Source organism: Pseudomonas sp. IT-P2 (assembly GCF_949767575.1).
In the GTDB taxonomy this organism is placed as follows: domain Bacteria; phylum Pseudomonadota; class Gammaproteobacteria; order Pseudomonadales; family Pseudomonadaceae; genus Aquipseudomonas; species Aquipseudomonas pharyngis.
Genome location: NZ_CATKQA010000033.1, coordinates 340,257 through 355,826, shown reverse-complemented (window position 1 = coordinate 355,826; position 15,570 = coordinate 340,257). Strand labels below are relative to the sequence as shown.

Annotated in this window: 21 protein-coding genes; 7 read left to right on the top strand and 14 right to left on the bottom strand. The window is 60.1% G+C overall.

Translation table 11 applies throughout. The annotated features are described in order from the left end of the window. Positions 1-72: 72 nt before the first annotated feature. The 4 genes from ACM6JM_RS17785 (at position 73) to tsaA (ending at position 3,033) form a co-directional block, all read left to right on the top strand. The gene (locus tag ACM6JM_RS17785) at positions 73-783 is read left to right on the top strand and encodes an rRNA pseudouridine synthase (protein WP_414882270.1); all 711 of its coding nucleotides are present in this window, start codon (positions 73-75) and stop codon (positions 781-783) included. A gap of 74 nt (positions 784-857) precedes the next feature. After that, the gene (locus ACM6JM_RS17780; RefSeq protein WP_236188155.1) at positions 858-1,325 is read left to right on the top strand and encodes a DUF1456 family protein; all 468 of its coding nucleotides are present in this window, start codon (positions 858-860) and stop codon (positions 1,323-1,325) included. 124 nt (positions 1,326-1,449) lie between these two features. Continuing rightward, a complete protein-coding gene (locus tag ACM6JM_RS17775; protein WP_085666836.1) occupies positions 1,450-2,220 on the top strand; it encodes an SDR family oxidoreductase in 771 nt (256 codons plus the stop codon). Between the two features lie 114 nt (positions 2,221-2,334). Further along, positions 2,335-3,033, top strand: a complete 699-nt coding sequence (tsaA, locus tag ACM6JM_RS17770; protein WP_178082863.1) for a tRNA (N6-threonylcarbamoyladenosine(37)-N6)-methyltransferase TrmO — start codon at positions 2,335-2,337, stop codon at positions 3,031-3,033. 125 nt (positions 3,034-3,158) lie between these two features. On the opposite strand, the gene fpr is transcribed toward tsaA, so the two are convergent. After that, a complete protein-coding gene (fpr, locus tag ACM6JM_RS17765) occupies positions 3,159-3,938 on the bottom strand; it encodes a ferredoxin-NADP reductase (RefSeq protein ID WP_003222277.1) in 780 nt (259 codons plus the stop codon). A gap of 144 nt (positions 3,939-4,082) precedes the next feature. Here fpr and ACM6JM_RS17760 point away from each other — a divergent pair, with 144 nt between their 5' ends. Continuing rightward, a complete protein-coding gene (locus ACM6JM_RS17760) occupies positions 4,083-5,009 on the top strand; it encodes a LysR family transcriptional regulator (RefSeq protein WP_007954941.1) in 927 nt (308 codons plus the stop codon). Here the strand turns inward: ACM6JM_RS17760 and ACM6JM_RS17755 are convergent. The 3 genes from ACM6JM_RS17755 to ACM6JM_RS17745 all read right to left on the bottom strand — a co-directional run bounded on the left by ACM6JM_RS17755 (position 5,006) and on the right by ACM6JM_RS17745 (position 7,062). Next, positions 5,006-5,368: a diacylglycerol kinase gene (locus ACM6JM_RS17755; RefSeq protein ID WP_039771303.1), complete on the bottom strand. Its 363-nt coding sequence runs from the start codon at positions 5,366-5,368 to the stop codon at positions 5,006-5,008. The genes ACM6JM_RS17760 and ACM6JM_RS17755 overlap by 4 nt on opposite strands. Before the next feature lie 75 nt (positions 5,369-5,443). Beyond that, positions 5,444-6,094, bottom strand: coding sequence for a response regulator transcription factor ErdR (gene erdR, locus ACM6JM_RS17750; RefSeq protein WP_103386528.1), 651 nt, complete (start codon positions 6,092-6,094; stop codon positions 5,444-5,446). A gap of 224 nt (positions 6,095-6,318) precedes the next feature. Beyond that, a complete protein-coding gene (locus ACM6JM_RS17745) occupies positions 6,319-7,062 on the bottom strand; it encodes a tRNA-uridine aminocarboxypropyltransferase (protein WP_039771302.1) in 744 nt (247 codons plus the stop codon). 189 nt (positions 7,063-7,251) lie between these two features. On the opposite strand from ACM6JM_RS17745, the gene ACM6JM_RS17740 reads away from it, so the two are divergent. Next, positions 7,252-7,677, top strand: coding sequence for a PA3611 family quorum-sensing-regulated virulence factor (locus ACM6JM_RS17740; RefSeq protein WP_011332746.1), 426 nt, complete (start codon positions 7,252-7,254; stop codon positions 7,675-7,677). Here the strand turns inward: ACM6JM_RS17740 and ACM6JM_RS17735 are convergent, their stop codons facing one another. Continuing rightward, positions 7,678-7,872 carry a hypothetical protein gene (locus ACM6JM_RS17735; protein ID WP_074691361.1) on the bottom strand — a complete coding sequence of 65 codons (195 nt, stop codon included), beginning with the start codon at positions 7,870-7,872 and terminating at the stop codon, positions 7,678-7,680. A gap of 352 nt (positions 7,873-8,224) precedes the next feature. Here ACM6JM_RS17735 and ACM6JM_RS17730 point away from each other — a divergent pair, with 352 nt between their 5' ends. Further along, positions 8,225-9,343: a TIGR00730 family Rossman fold protein gene (locus ACM6JM_RS17730; RefSeq protein ID WP_163974120.1), complete on the top strand. Its 1,119-nt coding sequence runs from the start codon at positions 8,225-8,227 to the stop codon at positions 9,341-9,343. Positions 9,344-9,413: 70 nt separating this feature from the next. Here ACM6JM_RS17730 and recX read toward each other — a convergent pair whose 3' ends face one another. The 9 genes from recX to ACM6JM_RS17685 all read right to left on the bottom strand — a co-directional run bounded on the left by recX (position 9,414) and on the right by ACM6JM_RS17685 (position 15,554). Next, the gene (recX, locus tag ACM6JM_RS17725; RefSeq protein WP_039771298.1) at positions 9,414-9,884 is read right to left on the bottom strand and encodes a recombination regulator RecX; all 471 of its coding nucleotides are present in this window, start codon (positions 9,882-9,884) and stop codon (positions 9,414-9,416) included. Positions 9,885-9,892: 8 nt separating this feature from the next. Further along, positions 9,893-10,951, bottom strand: a complete 1,059-nt coding sequence (recA, locus tag ACM6JM_RS17720) for a recombinase RecA (protein WP_003222269.1) — start codon at positions 10,949-10,951, stop codon at positions 9,893-9,895. Positions 10,952-11,034: 83 nt separating this feature from the next. Next, complete coding sequence (locus tag ACM6JM_RS17715) at positions 11,035-11,535, bottom strand: CinA family protein (protein ID WP_074691357.1); 501 nt, start codon at positions 11,533-11,535, stop codon at positions 11,035-11,037. 68 nt (positions 11,536-11,603) lie between these two features. After that, on the bottom strand, positions 11,604-12,134 hold the full coding sequence (locus tag ACM6JM_RS17710) for a lysis system i-spanin subunit Rz (protein WP_039771294.1): 531 nt from the start codon (positions 12,132-12,134) through the stop codon (positions 11,604-11,606). After that, on the bottom strand, positions 12,116-12,679 hold the full coding sequence (locus ACM6JM_RS17705; protein WP_414882269.1) for a glycoside hydrolase family 19 protein: 564 nt from the start codon (positions 12,677-12,679) through the stop codon (positions 12,116-12,118). Before ACM6JM_RS17705 ends, ACM6JM_RS17710 begins: the two co-directional genes overlap by 19 nt. A 56-nt stretch (positions 12,680-12,735) precedes the next feature. Further along, positions 12,736-12,978 (bottom strand): hypothetical protein, encoded by a 243-nt coding sequence (locus tag ACM6JM_RS17700; RefSeq protein ID WP_064593864.1) that lies wholly within the window; start codon positions 12,976-12,978, stop codon positions 12,736-12,738. An 11-nt stretch (positions 12,979-12,989) separates the two neighbouring features. Beyond that, the gene (locus tag ACM6JM_RS17695; RefSeq protein ID WP_103386530.1) at positions 12,990-14,192 is read right to left on the bottom strand and encodes a carbohydrate binding domain-containing protein; all 1,203 of its coding nucleotides are present in this window, start codon (positions 14,190-14,192) and stop codon (positions 12,990-12,992) included. Positions 14,193-14,210: 18 nt separating this feature from the next. Further along, positions 14,211-14,657, bottom strand: a complete 447-nt coding sequence (locus ACM6JM_RS17690) for a hypothetical protein (protein ID WP_074691348.1) — start codon at positions 14,655-14,657, stop codon at positions 14,211-14,213. Beyond that, positions 14,658-15,554, bottom strand: coding sequence for a phage tail protein (locus ACM6JM_RS17685; RefSeq protein ID WP_074691346.1), 897 nt, complete (start codon positions 15,552-15,554; stop codon positions 14,658-14,660). Between the last annotated feature and the right edge of the window lie 16 nt (positions 15,555-15,570).

Below are 15,570 nucleotides of genomic sequence, written 5' to 3'. Positions count from 1 at the left end.
CGCAAATGCAATCGGGCTTAACCGGCCCCAGGCAGGTACAATGCCCCCCCCTTTTTTGTTACGGCCCCTGTCATGACTGACCCGATTCGCCTCTCCAAACGCCTCATCGAGCTGGTCGGTTGCTCCCGCCGGGAGGCCGAGCTGTTCATTGAGGGCGGCTGGGTCACCGTGGACGGCGAAGTCATCGACGAGCCGCAGTTCAAGGTCAGCGACCAGAACGTCGAGCTCGACAAGGACGCCAAGGCCACCGCGCCGGAGCCGGTGACCATTCTGCTCAACGTGCCGGCGGGCATGGATGTCGACAGCGCCATGCAGTCGCTGAACGTCGACACCCTCAGCGAAGAACACCGCTACGGCAAACGTCCGCTGCGCGGGCACTTCCTGCGCCTGACCGCCAGCGCCGACCTGCAACCCAAGGCCAGCGGCCTGCTGGTGTTCACCCAGGACTGGAAGGTGCTGCGCAAGCTCACCGCCGACGCGGCCAAGATCGAGCAGGAATACGTGGTCGAAGTCGAAGGCGACATGGTTGCCCACGGCCTCAATCGCCTGCAGCACGGCCTCACCCACAAGGGCAAGGAGCTGCCGCCGGTCAAGGCCAGCTGGCAGAACGAAAACCGCCTGCGCTTCGCCATGAAGAACCCGCAGCCGGGGATCATCGCCCAGTTCTGCGAAGCGGTCGGCCTGAAGGTGATCGGCATCCGCCGCATCCGCATCGGCGGCGTGTCCATCGGCAAGGTGCCGGTCGGCCAATGGCGCTACCTGTCCGGCAAAGAGAAATTCTAAGGCTCGCGAGCCACCCTACATTTCCGGCATCGCGTCCGCGTGATGCCCACAGCGAAAAGATCAGGATTGCACACATGGTTCATAACGACGTTCTGCGCAGCGTGCGCTACATGCTCGACATCAGCGACAAGAAAGTTGTCGAGATCATCAAACTGGGCGGCCTGGACGTCACGCTGGCTGATGTCGTGACGTACCTCGACAAGAAAGAAGAAGACGAAGAAGGTTTTGTACGCTGCCCGGACGAAGTCATCGCGCACTTCCTCGACGGTCTGGTGATCTTCAAGCGCGGCAAGGACGAAAGCCGTCCGCCGCTGCCGATCGAAGTGCCGGTGACCAACAACATCATCCTGAAAAAGCTGCGTGTGGCCTTCGAACTGAAGGAAGACGACATGCACGCGATCCTCAAGGCTGCCGACTTCCCGGTGTCCAAGCCTGAGCTGAGCGCATTGTTCCGCAAGGTCGGCCACACCAACTACCGCCCGTGCGGCGATCAGTTGCTGCGCAATTTCCTCAAGGGGCTCACGCTCCGCGTGAGAGCGTAGAAAGCAGCTACAAGTTTCGAGCTGCAAGCTGCAAGCATTTGACTTTGCTTGCAGCTTGAAACTTGTAGCTCGAAGCTGGCCGCATGGCCTAGGGTGTACTGAACCCTAGCCCTCAGGATTCGCCATGCACCCGTATTTCTCCCTGCAAGGCCGCACCGCCCTGGTGACCGGCGGCACCCGCGGTATCGGCAAAATGATCGCCAAGGCCTTTGTCGAGGCCGGCGCCCGCGTGTACGTCTGTTCCCGTGACGCGGAAGCCTGTCATCAAACCGCTGAAGAACTCAGTGCTCTGGGCACTTGTCTGGGTATGGCGGCGAACCTGGCGACCGAAGAAGGCGTGAAAGAGCTGGCCGAGCGACTGGGCGAACAGATCACGCATCTGGACATTCTGGTGAACAACGCCGGCACCACCTGGGGCGCGCCGCTGGAGAGCTACCCGGTCAAGGGCTGGGAGAAGGTCATGCAGCTCAACGTGACCTCGGTGTTCAGTTGCATCCAGCAGTTTCTGCCGTTGTTGCGTAAATCCGGGTCGGCGGCCAATCCGGCGCGGATCATCAACATCGGCTCGGTGGCGGGGATTTCTTCCTTTGGTGAACAGGCCTACGCCTACGGGCCGAGCAAGGCTGCCCTGCATCAGCTGTCGCGGATTCTCGCTCGGGAACTGGTGAGCCAGCACATCAACGTCAACGTCATCGCACCGGGTCGTTTCCCGAGCAAGATGACCCAGCACATCGGCAACGACCAGCAGGCACTTGCCGAAGACACCGCGCTGATTCCGATGAAACGTTGGGGCCGCGAGGAAGAAATGGCAGCACTGGCGATCAGCCTGGCGAGTACCGCTGGGGCCTACATGACCGGGAATATCATTCCGCTGGATGGCGGGTTCAGCCTCTGACATCGGCGGTGAAGCTATCGCTGCGATGCGGCGATAGCGCCAGATCTGTCAGCACCAGACTTGAAGCCTGCCGGGTTATCATGCCCGCCCTGTTTCCTGCCCTGACCCAAGACAATGACTTACAGCGTCTCCCCCATCGGCTTCGTCCGCTCCTGCTTCAAGGAGAAGTTCGCCATCCCGCGCCAGCCGCAACTGGCCCCCGCCGCCCGTGGCGTGCTGGAACTGGTGGCACCGTTCGATCAGGGCGACGCTGTGCAGGGGCTCGAGCAGGTCAGTCATGTCTGGCTGCTGTTCCTGTTCCATCAGGCGCTGGAAGAAAAACCACGCCTCAAGGTCCGCCCTCCGCGCCTGGGTGGCAACAAGTCCATGGGCGTATTCGCCACCCGCGCCACGCACCGGCCGAATGGCATCGGCCAGTCGGTGGTGAAGCTGGACAAGGTCGAGGCCAATCGCCTGTTTATCTCCGGCATCGACCTGCTGGACGGCACGCCGATTCTCGACATCAAACCCTACGTACCTTATGCCGACATCATTACTGACGCCTCCAACAGCATCGCCAGTGCCGCGCCGCACCTGATCGACGTGCAATGGACGGACACGGCGCTGCAACAGGCGCACACGCACGCTCAGCGCCTGGCCGAGCCGCTGGTCGAGTTGATCGAGCAATGCCTGGCCCAGGATCCGCGCCCTGCCTATCAGACGCCCGCGCCAGAGCGCGAATACGGCGCGCAATTCTGGGATCTGGACGTGCGCTGGCACTATCCGACGCCGGAGCAGATCCGCGTCCTGGAAGTCATCCCCGCCGCTGACTGAATCGCGAAAACGAAAAAGCCCGCGCTGCCTTCTCAGGCAACGCGGGCTGATCGTTCCCACGTCGAGGCGTCGAACCGTCTGCGTGGGAATGCATCCAGTGACGCTCTGCGTCACCTATAAACAGCTTACTTCTCGACGAATGCACGCTCGATCAGGTAGTCACCCGGCTCGCGCATACGTGCCGAGATCTTCAGGCCGAAGCTGTCGAGCACTTCGCTGGTCTCGTCGAGCATGCTCGGGCTGCCGCAGATCATCGCGCGGTCGTCCTGCGGGTTGATCGGTGGCAGGCCGATGTCGCTGAACAGCTTGCCGCTGCGCATCAGATCGGTCAGACGGCCCTGATTCTCGAACGGCTCGCGAGTCACGGTCGGGTAATAGATCAGCTTGTCACGCAGCGCCTCGCCGAAGAACTCGTTCTGCGGCAGGTGCTCGGTGATGAATTCGCGGTAGGCGACTTCGTTGACGTAACGGACACCGTGAACCAGGATCACTTTCTCGAAGCGCTCGTAGGTTTCCGGGTCCTGGATCACGCTCATGAATGGCGCCAGACCGGTGCCGGTGCTCAGCAGGTACAGGTGCTTGCCCGGGTTCAGGTCGTCCAGCACCAGGGTGCCGGTCGGTTTTTTCGAGATGATGATCTCGTCGCCTTCCTTCAGGTGCTGCAGCTGGGAGGTCAGCGGACCGTCCGGCACCTTGATGCTGAAGAACTCGAGATGCTCTTCCCAGTTCGGGCTGGCGATCGAATAAGCGCGCATAAGCGGGCGGCCGTTTGGCTGTTGCAGGCCGATCATCACGAACTGACCGTTCTCGAAGCGCAGGCCCGGATCGCGGGTGCACTTGAAGCTGAACAGAGTGTCGTTCCAGTGATGAACACTGAGGACACGCTCGTGGTTCATGTTGCTCATGTACGTGGGACTCCTGGAGATTGATCTGCGCCTGCCCGGCTCGTATTGAAGAATGCCGACGGTGCGCAATTGCATCGCATTCTAATAGCGCCGACAATATCTGTTAACTGGATTATTAAGATAAGGGTTATCGGTTATATCGATATGCGATTTACTCTTCGTCAACTGCAAGTCTTCGTCGCCGTCGCCCAGCAGGAAAGCGTGTCCCGTGCTGCGGGTCTGCTCAACCTGTCGCAATCGGCCGCCAGCACATCCATCACCGAACTGGAGCGCCAGTCCAGCTGCCAGCTGTTCGACCGCGCCGGTAAACGCCTGAGCCTCAACGCCCTCGGCAAACAGTTGCTGCCGCAAGCGGTGGCCATGCTCGATCAGGCCAAGGAAATCGAAGACCTGCTTAACGGCAAATCCGGTTTCGGCTCGCTGTCGGTGGGCGCGACCCTGACCATCGGCAATTACCTGGCGACCCTGCTGATCGGCGGTTTCATGCAGCGCCACCCCGAAAGCCAGGTGAAACTGCACGTACAGAACACTGCCAATATCGTGCAACAAGTGGCTCATTACGAAATTGATCTGGGTCTAATCGAGGGCGATTGCAGCCACCCGGACATCGAAGTGCAGAGTTGGGTCGAGGATGAACTGGTGGTGTTCTGCGCCCCACAGCATCCGTTGGCCAAACGCGGCAGCGCGACCATGGAGGAACTGACCCATGAAGCGTGGATTTTGCGGGAACAGGGTTCGGGGACGCGCCTGACCTTCGATCAGGCGATGCGGCATCACCGCAGCGCGCTGAACATCCGGCTCGAGCTGGAACATACCGAAGCGATCAAACGCGCGGTGGAATCAGGTCTGGGGATTGGCTGCATTTCGCGTCTGGCGCTGCGTGACGCCTTCCGCCGCGGCAGCCTGGTGCCGGTGGAGACGCCGGATCTGGATCTGGCCCGACAGTTCTACTTCATCTGGCACAAGCAGAAGTACCAGACCTCCGCCATGCGCGAATTCCTCGATCTGTGCCGCGCCTTCACCGCCGGGGTGCAGCGCAGCGACGAGATCGTTCTGCCGAGCATCGCTTAAAGCAGAATCACCGCCCACACCAGGGCGATCATGCTCAGTGCCACGAATTGCGCGGCACTGCCCATGTCCTTGGCGTTCTTGGACAGCGGGTGCAACTCCAGCGAGATGCGGTCGATGGCCGCCTCCACCGCCGAATTCAACAGCTCGACGATCAGCGCCAGCAGGCACACGGCGATCAGCAGCGCCTGCTCGACCCGGCTGACATCAAGGAAAAACGTCAGCGGAATCAGCACCACGTTGAGCAGCACCAGTTGCCGGAAAGCCGCTTCGCCGGTGAAGGCGGCGCGCAAGCCGTCCAGCGAGTAACCGGAAGCGTTGAGGATGCGTTTCAGGCCCGTCTGGCCCTTGAAAGGTGACATAAAGTAGATAACCGACCGAAATGAAGTGGGGAAGCTAGAGCAACGAAAGTCAAAAAAGCGTGAAGACGCCAGTGCTTACTGGCTCGGAATTGACTCAAGTTGTTGCAGCAGTAAAGCTGCCTGGGTCCGGGTCCGCACGTTCAACTTGCGGAAAATCGCCGTGACGTGGGCCTTGATGGTCGCTTCCGACACACTCAGCTCGTAGGCGATCTGCTTGTTCAGCAAGCCTTCGCAGACCATGGTCAACACCCGGAACTGCTGCGGTGTCAGGCTTGCAAGGCCATCGCTGGCGGCCTTGGCTTCATCCGAAACGCTGACCGCCTCGAACGCCTGGGGCGGCCAGAACACGTCGCCGTCCAGCACTTTGCGCACCGCTTCCTGAATCACGCTCAGATCGCTGGACTTGGGAATGAAGCCACTGGCCCCGAATTCCCGGGACTTGACCATCACCGAGGCTTCTTCCTGGGCCGAAACCATCACCACCGGAATCTGCGGGTACTGACCGCGCAGCATCACCAGCCCGGAAAACCCGAAAGCACCCGGCATGTTCAGGTCCAGCAGCACCAGATCCCAGTCAGACTTTTCGGTCAGGCGGGTTTCCAGCTCCGCGATGCTCGCCACCTCTACCATGCGTACATCCGGGCCAAGGCCCATCGTCACCGCTTGATGCAGTGCGCTACGAAAAAGAGGGTGATCATCGGCAATCAGGATGTCGTATGTGGCCATTTTTCAAATGATCCTGTTTTTGATGGCAGGCCCGCGCATTCGGGTCGTGCCAAAGCAAATCCAGATACCGCCCGGCAGCGGCATCCACAGGGGCACGTTCAACGCCAATCACGAACAAAAGCGGCGTTTCAAACCTTGGCCGCACCCCAATCGGCGCCAAGCATGACCAGCGAAGCCGGGGTGGTCAAGCCGCACGGCCACTGCTTTAGCAGTATGGGCCAGGATCAGGCCGGTACTGGCGCCGCGTTTCGGATATAGGGCAGCAATTCGGCGTGGGCCGGCGTCGACACATTGACGTCCAGTTGCTGCTTGGCCCCCAGGTAATGCTGGCTGAACACATCGAAATAGGCATCCAGCGCCGACGCCGCGTCCGAATCGCCGGCCAGTTCCAGGCACAATGCCGCCACTTCGGCGGTGCACAGGTGCTCGCTGCGGGTCGAGCGGCGCAGGCGATAGCGCGAGAGTTTGTCGGGTAACAGGCTCAGGATCGGCAAACGGTCGAAATACGGGCTCTTGCGGAATATCTTCCGGGCTTCGGTCCAGGTTGCGTCCAGCAGAATGAACAGCGGGCGCTTGCTGCTATCGAGATCCACGGTGTTGGTCACCCGCGAAGGTTCGACGTACTCGCCGGGAAACACCAGATACGGCTGCCATTGCGGGTCGTTCAGCAGCGCCAGCAGTTGCTCGTCGGGCTCGGTCCGCGACCAGATGAAGGCATGGTTGTCGCGCACGATGTCGGCGATCAACCAGCCGGTATTGCTCGGCTTGAACACTTCCTTGCCGGTCATGATCAGGCAAACGCCAGAGCGCGCATCAACCGTCGGCCGCCAGGCACACAGGCAATGGCTGATGATCACCCGGCAATCGCGGCAGCGCGGGGAACGAAAGCCACGGGCCTGGATCGGCTTGATGCCTTCGTCCTCGCGCTGATCGCGCAGGCGGGCCACGGCGTTGGGGGCATGATTCATCGCAGGCGGCACCGGCAGACAGGAAAACTCGACACGAACGACACTCGGCAGGGCAATAAAGGGCGGCAGTTTACCAGAGCGACGGGGACAAGCCTGTACCCTCCCGACCGGCTCCCCTATAATTCGCCGCCACTGAACGCACAGTCACGTGGCTGGTCGAACCACCAGTCACTGAACCAGGAGAGTTTCATGCTGCGCCTTATCGTTCCCACCGCTGCCATTCTGCTGGCTTCGTCCTTCAGCGCTCAGGCTGCATCCCTGAGTGAGCAGAATCTGAACCGAGAGCTGCGCAATGTCGCCGCACAAAGCAGCGTCGGCACGCCACGGGCGATCAACGAAGACATTCTTGATCAGGGCTACACCGTCGAAGGCACCACGCTGGTCAATCACCTGAGCGTGCAAAAGAGCCACGCCGACAAAATGCGCGCCGATCCCAAAGCCGTGTATTTCCAGCTGGGCGCTTCGGTCTGCAACAACCCGTCGTACCGCAAGCTGATGGCCAAGGGCGCGATCATGCGTTACGACTTCACCGAAGTGAAAACCAACAAGGCGATCGGCTCCGCCAGCTACCAGGAATCGGATTGCCCGAAAGCGGCTCCAGCGAAGAAGAAGTAATCATCTCGACGTGGCGCGCCGCTGTTCATCCTCGGCGCGCAGCTCGGCCAACAAGGCCTGCAAGTAACGCGAGCGGCGCTCCCCTCCCGCCAGGCGTCGGCAGCACTCCTCTTCGAGACTCACATGGTTGGTCTCGGCCGATGCTTTCAACAATCGATACAGCTGCGCATCGATCTCCAGAATGACTCTGGCCATGTGTCCCGCCTCCTTGCCACCCGCAAATCCTTGAATAGCGTGCACCTTGCGTACGCTCGTTGACGCAAAGTTGTCGTAAGGCGCCTTTAACTTAGTAAATCAGAGCATTCAGCCCTCGACGCTGCATCGGACGAGCGGTGAAAACACCTCGCAAAGCGGCAATAAGCAGTTGCCAGCAAAGACTTTGCGGCGCGATGCTCAGTGAGCGAAAAATGCATTGAGGGTCTAGATTCAACGTATTCCCGATCTTTTATTAACGGCAGGAAAGGAGCTGCCGGCTGTTTGTTTTCTTGCAGCGCGGCACTGACGTCGCACGTCAGGGCCGGAAGCTCTGTGCAGAAGGAGAAGTTGCATGCCTTACCAACCGAATGACCTGCTCAGCCGTCATTTTCAGGAAAGCGGCCACGACCTCATCAGCAAGGTCGAAGAACAACTCAACCTGGTGTCACCCAACAGCCCGAATTCCCCCATCTACCGCGACATGATCCTGACCGTGCTGCGCATGGCCCAGGAAGACCACAACCGCTGGAACGCCAAGATCACCCTGCAAGCCCTGCGCGAACTGGAACAGGCCTTTCGCACGCTCGAACAGTTCAAGGGACGACGCAAGGTCACGGTGTTCGGCTCGGCTCGTACACCGGTCGAACATCCCCTTTACGCCATGGCTCGGGAACTCGGGGCATCGCTGGCTCGCTCGAACATGATGGTCATCACCGGTGCCGGCGGCGGAATCATGGCCGCCGCCCATGAAGGTGCCGGCCGCGATCACAGCCTGGGCTTCAACATCACCCTGCCCTTCGAGCAACATGCCAACCCCACGGTGGACGGTACCAACAACCTGCTGCCGTTCCATTTCTTCTTCACCCGCAAGCTGTTCTTCGTCAAGGAAGCCGACGCGCTGGTGTTGTGCCCCGGTGGGTTTGGCACCCTGGACGAAGCTTTGGAAGTGCTCACGCTGATCCAGACCGGCAAAAGTCCCCTGGTGCCGGTGGTGCTGCTGGACGCACCGGGCGGCACGTTCTGGCAAGGCGCGCTGGACTTCATCCGTCAGCAACTAGAGGAAAACCGCTACATCCTGCCGACCGACTTGAAGCTGATGCGCCTGGTCTACAACGTTGAAGAGGCGGTGGAGCAGATCAACCAGTTCTACGGCAACTTCCATTCCAGCCGCTGGCTCAAGCGCCAGTTTGTCATTCGCATGAATCACAAACTTAGCGATCAGGCCCTCGACCATATGCAGGAGGCTTTTGCCGATCTGTGCCTGAGCGATCAGTTCCATCAACACGCCTACGCTGGCGAAGAACACGACGAGGCTCAATTCAGCCACCTGACGCGCCTGGCATTTGCCTTCAATGCGCGAAATCACGGGCGTCTGCGGGAACTGGTGGACTACATCAACCTGCCGGAAAACTGGGCCCAGTCAAAACCCCAGACCGCGCAACGCACCCGCGAACCGTCGAAGGTTACGTGAAGGCAAAAAAAAACGGCCCGCTATCGAAATAGCGGGCCGTTTTTTATTTTTTGATTGAAGCTGGAGCGATTTAATCATCCATCCCTCTGCCGCTGAACAAACGGTTGATCATCTCCATCGAGAATCCCCGGTACGCCAGGAATCGACCTTGTCTGGCGCGTTCCTTGGCATCGCCGGGAAGCTGTCCGGAGAACTTCCGTTGCCACGTGTCCGTTAGCTGCTCCTGCCAGTTGATACCGCTCTCACGCAAGGCGAGTTCGATATCGGCGCGTTGCAAACCGCGTTGGCTCAGTTCTTCGCGAATCCGCAGAGGGCCGTAACCGGAGCGGGCGCGATAGGAAACAAAGCTTTCAAGATAGCGGGCTTCGGAAAGCAGCCCTTCTTCCGTCAAACGGTCGAGGGCTGTTTCGATCATCTCGGGGGGAGCGCCACGCTGACGCAGTTTGCGCGTCAGCTCGACTCGACCGTGCTCGCGGCGTGCGAGCAGGTCCATGGCGGTTCGCCGCACCGCGACGAGGGTATCGAGTACGGCGGTTGTCATCGGTGCAATCAGATGTCAGCGTCAGCCAGGTCGTCTTCGGTCTCTTTGACCGCAGAAGCCTTGGAGTCGGCGATCACGGCTGGCGACAGCAGCTTGTCACGAAGTTGCTTCTCGAGCTTGGCCGCGACTTCCGGGTTGTCCGCCAGGAACTTGGCCGAGTTGGCCTTGCCCTGACCGATCTTGGTGCCTTCGTAGGCATACCAAGCGCCGGACTTCTCGACGAAACCGTGCAGTACGCCCAGGTCGATCATCTCGCCGTTCAGGTAAATACCCTTGCCGTAGAGAATCTGGAACTCGGCCTGACGGAACGGCGAAGCCACCTTGTTCTTCACAACCTTGACGCGGGTTTCGCTGCCGACCACTTCGTCGCCTTCCTTCACCGCGCCAGTACGGCGGATGTCGAGACGAACCGAGGCGTAGAACTTCAGCGCGTTACCACCGGTGGTGGTTTCCGGGCTGCCGAACATCACGCCGATCTTCATGCGGATCTGGTTGATGAAGATCACCAGGCAGTTGGCGTTCTTGATGTTACCGGTGATTTTACGCAGCGCCTGGGACATCAGACGGGCTTGCAGGCCCACGTGCATGTCACCCATTTCGCCTTCGATTTCAGCCTTTGGCACCAGAGCGGCCACGGAGTCGACGATGATCACGTCAACGGCGTTGGAGCGCACCAGCATGTCGGTGATTTCCAGGGCCTGTTCGCCGGTGTCCGGCTGGGAAACCAGCAGGTCGTCGACGTTGACGCCCAACTTGCCGGCGTACTCAGGGTCGAGGGCGTGTTCGGCGTCGACGAAGGCGCAGGTCGCGCCGGCTTTTTGAGCCTGGGCGATCACGGACAGCGTCAGTGTGGTTTTACCGGAAGATTCAGGACCGTAGATTTCAACGATACGGCCTTTTGGCAGGCCGCCGATGCCGAGTGCGATGTCCAGACCCAGAGAGCCGGTGGAAATGGCCGGGATCGCCTGACGGTCCTGATCGCCCATACGCATTACGGCACCCTTGCCGAATTGACGTTCGATCTGACCCAGGGCCGCAGCCAAGGCTTTCTTCTTGTTGTCGTCCATTAAAGTCCTCACGTAATCAATAAGGCCTGACGGCCAACACCTGTATAAGTAGCCAGTATTATTCCACAGCGTTCACGGATCGCCTACCCCTGATTTTCGATTTCTCGTGCCGCTAGTCGCAGCAAGCCCTCTAGCGCGGCCTTCACCGTTTGTCGGCGAACTTCGTCGCGGTTGCCGGAGAAGTGCTGGACCTCACTGGAAATCTGGTCGCCCACGCCCCACGCCAGCCATACGGTGCCCACCGGTTTGTTCGGCGAACCACCGTCCGGCCCGGCCACACCGCTGACCGCCACGGCAAACCGCGCCAGGCTTTTCTCCTGGGCGCCGCGCACCATGGCCTCGACCACTTCGCGACTGACCGCACCCACGGTGCCGAACAGCTCCGTCGGTACATTCAGTTGCTGGGTTTTCTGGCGATTGGAGTAGGTCACGTAACCCGCTTCGAACCACGCCGAACTCCCAGGAATCCGGGTGATGGCTTCGGCAATCCCGCCACCGGTACAGGACTCGGCCGTAGTGACGTGGGCATTGAGCAATTGCAGACGTCGGCCAAGTTCGGCCGCCAGTTGAGTGATTTCTTTCACGGCGCGCTCCGGATCGGATGGAATGGGTACCACCGTACACGAGCCGGTTGCGCTTTCAATACACAAGCTTATTCAAAATGTGCAGGAGCCAGCGCTCTGATATAGGCCTGACAGGCCTGCAAGGCGATCAGTCCGCGGTCGCCTTCGCCGGTGATGGCGACAATTCGTCGAGCATGCGCCGGGTCAAGTCGGGCGCGTATGGCTGCATGATCCACGCCGCTGGCGCCGGAGGCGGCTGGCACACCACAGCCTTGGGCAGCGTCGCCTGCGTCGATGAGGACTGACAGGCGCAGATCAGCAGTGGCAAGGCGATCGCGCAGGCGATCCTGATCACGTTGGGCATCGTTCAGTGCTCGGTAATGGGTTTGTTCGCTGGCCGTGAGCCGTTGCTCCAGGGCCAGACGCTTGTCCTGCTCGGCCTGTTGCGCGGTGGCAGCGGCCGAAGTCAGTTGATTGAGGGTTTCGGCATGCAACCGTGCCTGCTCGGCCAGTTGGCGACCGTAGCGCCAGTCCTGAAACTGCCAGGCCAGCGCTGCCGATACTGCGGCCAGCAGCACCAGGCCGAGCAGCCGCCAGACGCTCAAACCGAAGGCTGGCATAACACCGCCCTCGCCCGCCCCCAAAGCTCCAGTCGATCCTGCAAGCCGTTCAACCCGCCGTTGATCCGCCGGGTGATGCTGTTGAACTGGTCCTGATCCGCCAGTTCGTTCAGGCCGTTCTGCGCCCAGAACCACGCGGCGGACTCGGCCGCCCATTGCGGTTGTTCCAGCAGTTCCGGCAGCGCCAGCAAGCGCTCGTCACCAAACAGCCCGAGGCTGCACTGGCGATAGTTGGTGCGGCCGGTGATCTGGATCAGCCCGCGCCCGCGATACTTCTGCCCGTCGCCATCGGCCTCGGGCGTGTTGCCCAATCGCAAGGCCAGCGTGCCTGTGTCGTATTTGCTCAGGTATTGGTTGTTGCCCAGTTCACGCACGTACTGCAATTGCCCGGACTCGTGGCCGATTTGTGCCAGAAACGCAGCAACTCGCTTGGGCGTGTCGATGCGATGGCGAGCCATGGCGTCGTTGAGCGGTGAAACAAAAACGCCCGCTTGGCGGCGGGCGTTGGGCATGATGTTGAGTAGGTTGTCTTCAGTGATTTGCATAATGCTCGATCCTCCCTGGATGCGCCGATTGAATCACGGTTGGCGACCAAAGCTGATCAGCCATTGTTTACCTCAGTTTTCAGCGTGCTGTCCGGGGAAACCTGGATCATTCGCTTGAACAACCCCAGCATGCCCTGGCTGGCCGTCGCACTCTCGAGCGGCAGATCCAGAGGCAGTACCTGTCCCCCGGAAACCAGCCACTCCTGGTACTCGAGCCAGTCACGGTTGGTCGGATCCTGTGGAATGAACGCTGAATCACCCAGGCGCAGAACGCCAGACGATGTGAGCTGATAGCTCATGGACTTGCCTCCTAGATTTCCGCGTCCGCGGTCCATTCGATCTGCAAAATCTGCCCGGGAACACTGCCGACAGGAGTCACAGTGGCAATGGCAAAGCTTCTCTCGGTCACGCTTTGCAAAACGGTTCCCGTACACGCCTTCATCAGGCCCTGATGCCAGACTTGATTGCTCGCATCTCCCGGGCAATACAGCACGATGGTAGGTTGTACGCGCTTGAGCACCTGCATATCGATGCTCATACCGTACTGACCGGTATTGGCTGCCGCAGCCTGGGTGAAGTTACCAATGCAGGTTGCGGCACCATTGTTCGAACGGATCTGCAGACGGTTAGCAAAAGACTTCTCAAAATAACGCTGGCAAAGGCTCAGTTCTTCCGCCGCCGGACGGTATTCAAACGCTGTCGCAACCGGCCCCTCCTCCAATTGCATCTGTGCCAGATCGACGGTCTGCAACACGTTGAGCGGCAGATCGAACGACAAGGTCAGGCAGTCATTCACGCCCAGCATTTTCCCGGCGATGGTTGGCACCTGAAACGTTGCGCTGTATTTCTTCCACGACGTACTCAGTTGAAAGACGTCGACAACCTTCACTACACCCTCCGAACCGCCCGTTCCGAACTGCTGAGCAATCGTGACGCGCAAAGGACGCGTCGCATCGGATCGCGCCCAGAAGCTGACCGTAGCCGTTCGCCCGGCCAGAGTTCTGACCGATTCAATGCTCTGGGCGACTTTATGCACCGTTGCTCCCGTGCCTGCGGTGGCCTGCTGCCAGCGCAGGAAATAAGCGGGTTCACCCACGACTTCCGTTTGACCGAGGGGAAAATCCTGGCGCGAAATGCTGACACCTGCGTTGCCGTTCCAGTCGCACCGAAAGCGATCCGCCACATAGCCACCGATGTTCGGCCCCTGATTGGTCGTGCCGCGTTGCCAGATATTGAATCCACCATTGATCAACAGATTCTTGCGATACACCTGCACAGGAAACTGCTGCAGCGGATCAGGCTTGGCCAGTTGCCGAATGGCCTGTGCCAGTTGATCGGTCTGCTCCTCATCCGGCGTCAGACCGGCGGCCGTGATCGCATTGAGAATTTCCTGGGTCACACTGTTGCCCCAACTGGCCGGGATCAACGATCCCGGTTTTCCGGCAATCGGGTCTTCATCGACGAATTTGCCATTCTCCAGGCCTGAGCCGGGAACGCTTTTCGGGTAATCCATTTCCGTTTCCTTGATCCATTAGAGCGCCGAGGCCAACCAGCGCGGCGCCACCGGCCGATGCTCACTGAACGGGAAAAGCGACGCCTGGGGCCAATCCCGCAGAGCCCGCCGAAATGATTGCAGTTCGGCGTATTGCTCGGTAGTCAGGGTGGTGCCGCCGCCGTCCTCCAGCTCATCGCGATCACGCGCTACCAGACCATCGGTCGCGGCCAGTTGCGCCGTACGCCACTGGCGTTCGATATCGGCTGCTTCTTCGGGACTCGGCGGCGGCGGATCCACCAGAATCGGAAACCCGTTACCGTTATTGACGCCAATCACCTTTGGCGAGACGGCCAATTGCTGTAACAGGGAGATCCAGTACGCCTGAGGAATTTCGATCACATCCTCGGGAATGTCCGAGGTGTTGATACCGGGTACATAAACGGCCCGGGTAGTTGCGCTGAAAAACACATTGAACGGGTTCATTCAGTAGCCCTTTGCAAAATAATAGATACCCCAGTTTGCCGAGACGGCCCCGTTATAACTGCGGACCTTCAAACGGCATCCGGTTTTGCTTTCCGATCCCGCGTACTGAACGACCATGGCTCCGTCGCCGCCCGAATGGATGGCGACGATCGATGAAAAGGCAGTTGGGAATGCAATCGGAAAGGTCACATAGACATCGCCGTTGGCATCGGTCGTCCCTACTCCCCATTGATCGATGTTGCCGCTGGGAAAGCGCTGGTAACCGACATTGCCGTAGACGCCGGAATGGGCCGTCGCATACCGGTCGCTGACCGAGCCGCCGTACAGTCGCCACTGTCCGGTCAACTTGACCAGTTGCGCCGAATCACCGAGGCCAAGCTTGAGTGCGCCGATGGTGCCGTTGCAGGTTTCAATGGCTTCATTGCCGGTGGGACTGATCGTCAGAACGCCATTCCCGGCGTTGAGGATATGCAGGGTCCCGGCATGAGGAATATTGGCAACGGAAGGCAGGGTCGCCGTAATCGGCGTGGCGCTGGAAAAACTCGCCACGCCTCCCACGCTGGCCGCTGTCAAAGTCGTACTCGTCGGATAGGAGGCGAAACCGGAAAACTGCAGACCGCTGCGGCTCACGAAAGCGGTAGTGGCGACCGACTGACTGTTGTCGAACTGCGGCGCGGTCGCAAACAGTTTGTTGCTGCGCAATGCCGTCAGTACTTGATCGGTTCGAGTCTCGGACGGGGTGAGGCCAGCGGTCTGGATCACGGTCAGCAGCTCCTGAGTGATGCCGTTGCCCCAGCTGGCCGGGATCAAGGATCCCGGCTTGCCGGTGACCGGGTCTTCATCGACAAACTTGCCGTTCACCAGACCTGCGCTGGGAACACTATTGGGGTAGTCCACGGTTTATCTCCTTATC